Source organism: Streptomyces sp. NPDC057543 (genome assembly GCF_042801895.1).
Classification (GTDB): domain Bacteria; phylum Actinomycetota; class Actinomycetes; order Streptomycetales; family Streptomycetaceae; genus Streptomyces.
In genome coordinates, this window is the sequence record NZ_JBHVFF010000541.1 from 1 (window position 1) to 2273 (window position 2273).

The following is a 2273-nucleotide window of genomic DNA, read 5'->3' on the forward strand; positions in this document are numbered from 1 at the left end:
GTCCGCGTCCGCGGACCGGTCGGGCCCCTCACCCCGTTCATGCGCGCGTGGAGCCTACTTCTGCTCCTGCTGCTGGTTCTCGATGGACTTGCGGACCTCGTCCATGTCCAGCTTCCTGGCCTGTCCGATGACATCCTCCAGCGCCGCCTCCGGCAGCGCCCCCGGCTGAGCGAACACCGCTACGTTGTCCCGGACGATCATCAGTGTGGGAATGGAACGGATCTCGAAGGCCGCCGCCAACTCCTGCTGCGCCTCGGTGTCGACCTTGGCGAAGACCAGGTCGTCGTGGCGTTCGGACGCCGCGTCGTAGACCGGCGCGAACTGCCGGCACGGGCCGCACCAGGAAGCCCAGAAGTCGATCAGGACGAAGTCGTTGTCACTGACGACCTGATCGAAGTTTTCCTTGGTGAGCTCAACGGTGCTCATACTCTGCTACCTCTTCCTCTGCCCGCTCGGACCTGTCCCGCACAACCGTGCTGGTACGTGCGCTATTCCGCCTGCCCATGTGGCCACCGCGCACACCCGCGATCAGACTGTTCCCATGACAGAAGCTTCCCTGAACGCCGAATACGACGTAGTGGTCATCGGAGCAGGTCCGGTGGGTGAGAACGTCGCCGACCGGGCGCGTGCCGCCGGGCTGAGCACGGCGGTCGTCGAGACGGAACTCATCGGCGGCGAGTGCTCCTACTGGGCCTGCATGCCCAGCAAGGCCCTGCTGCGGCCGGTGGTCGCCCGCGCCGACGCCCGCCGCCTGCCCGGCCTCAGCGACGCCGTCCAGGGACCACTCGACGTGGCAGCGGTCCTCGCCCGCCGCGACGCATACGCCTCGCACTGGAAGGACGACGGACAGGTCGCCTGGCTCGAGGGCATCGGAGCGGACATCTACCGCGGCCGGGGCCGGCTCACCGGCGAGAAGGCCGTCTCCGTCACCGCCCCCGACGGCACCGTGCACCGGCTCACCGCCCGGCAGGCCGTCGCCGTCTGCACCGGCAGCCGCGCCGTCGTCCCCGCCCTGCCCGGCGTCGACGGGGCCCGTCCCTGGACCAGCCGGGAGGCGACGAGCGCCAAGAAGGTGCCCGGCCGCCTCGTGATCGTCGGGGGCGGCGTGGTCGGGGCGGAGATGGCCACCGTCTGGCAGGCCCTCGGCGCCCGGGTGACGATGCTGATCCGCGGCAAGGGACTCCTCCCGAAGATGGAACCCTTCGCCGGTGAACTGGTCGCGCAGGCGCTGACCGAGGCGGGCGCCGACATCCGTACCGGAGTCTCGGCGACCTCCGTACGGCGTACGGTCCCGGACGGGCCGGTCGTCGCGGAACTGGACAACGGCGAGCGAATCGAGGCCGACGAGATCCTCTTCGCCACCGGCCGCGCCCCGCGCACCGACGACGTGGGCCTGGAGACGGTGGGCCTCACGCCCGGCTCCTGGCTCACCGTCGACGACAGCTGCCTCGTCGAAGGCACCACCTGGCTCTACGCCGTCGGCGACGTCAACCACCGGGCGCTCCTCACCCACCAGGGCAAATACCAGGCGCGCATCGCGGGCGCCGCGATCGCCGCCCGCGCCGAGGGAGTGCCGCTGCTGGAGACCGACCGGTGGGGCGCCCACGTGGCCACCGCCGACCACGCGGCCGTTCCCCAGGTCGTCTTCACCGATCCCGAGGCCGCCTCGGTCGGCCTCACCCTCGCCGAGGCAGAGCAGGCCGGCCACCGTGTACGCGCCGTCGATCACGACCTCGCGGCGGTCGCGGGCTCCGGCCTGTACGCGGACGGCTACCGCGGCCGCGCCCGCATGATCGTGGACCTCGACCGGGAGATCCTGCTCGGTGTCACCTTCGTCGGACCCGGCATCGGCGAACTGCTGCACTCGGCGACGGTCGCGGTGGCGGGCGAGGTCCCCATCGGCCGACTGTGGCACGCCGTCCCCGCCTATCCGACGATCAGCGAGATCTGGCTGCGCCTGCTGGAGGCATACCGCGACGCATAGGGTCCGGGCCGCCCGTCCCCGGCGGCTCACCGGACGGGGGCGGCAGCCTTGCCGACCGTGACGACGGCCACGAGCGGCGCCTTCGTGTGCGGGTGCCGCGGCGCGTCGAACACCTCCTTCGCAGGGTGACGCGGACCCCGGCGGGTATGGCGGCCCGCCCGGTCCCGCCCCGGCAGATGCAGCCTGGCCGCCTCGTGCGGCACCCGCCAGGGCACGACCCGGCCGGGTGACCTGCGCGCCAATCACCACGCACCACCAGCAGACGGCGGAACCCGCCGGGAGCCTCCCC

Annotated in this window: 3 protein-coding genes; 1 reads left to right on the plus strand and 2 read right to left on the minus strand. The window is 72.1% G+C overall.

Annotation, left to right across the window (positions count from 1 at the left end):
• Window positions 1-54: 54 nt before the first annotated feature.
• Window positions 55-426: a thioredoxin gene (gene trxA, locus ACFU8Q_RS41065; RefSeq protein ID WP_384465200.1), complete on the minus strand. Its 372-nt coding sequence runs from the start codon at window positions 424-426 to the stop codon at window positions 55-57.
• Between the two features lie 115 nt (window positions 427-541).
• Between trxA and ACFU8Q_RS41070 the strand changes: the two genes are divergently transcribed.
• A complete protein-coding gene (locus tag ACFU8Q_RS41070) occupies window positions 542-1984 on the plus strand; it encodes a dihydrolipoyl dehydrogenase family protein (protein WP_384465203.1) in 1443 nt (480 codons plus the stop codon).
• Window positions 1985-2010: 26 nt separating this feature from the next.
• On the opposite strand, the gene ACFU8Q_RS41075 is transcribed toward ACFU8Q_RS41070, so the two are convergent.
• Complete coding sequence (locus tag ACFU8Q_RS41075) at window positions 2011-2226, minus strand: hypothetical protein (RefSeq protein WP_384465206.1); 216 nt, start codon at window positions 2224-2226, stop codon at window positions 2011-2013.
• Between the last annotated feature and the right edge of the window lie 47 nt (window positions 2227-2273).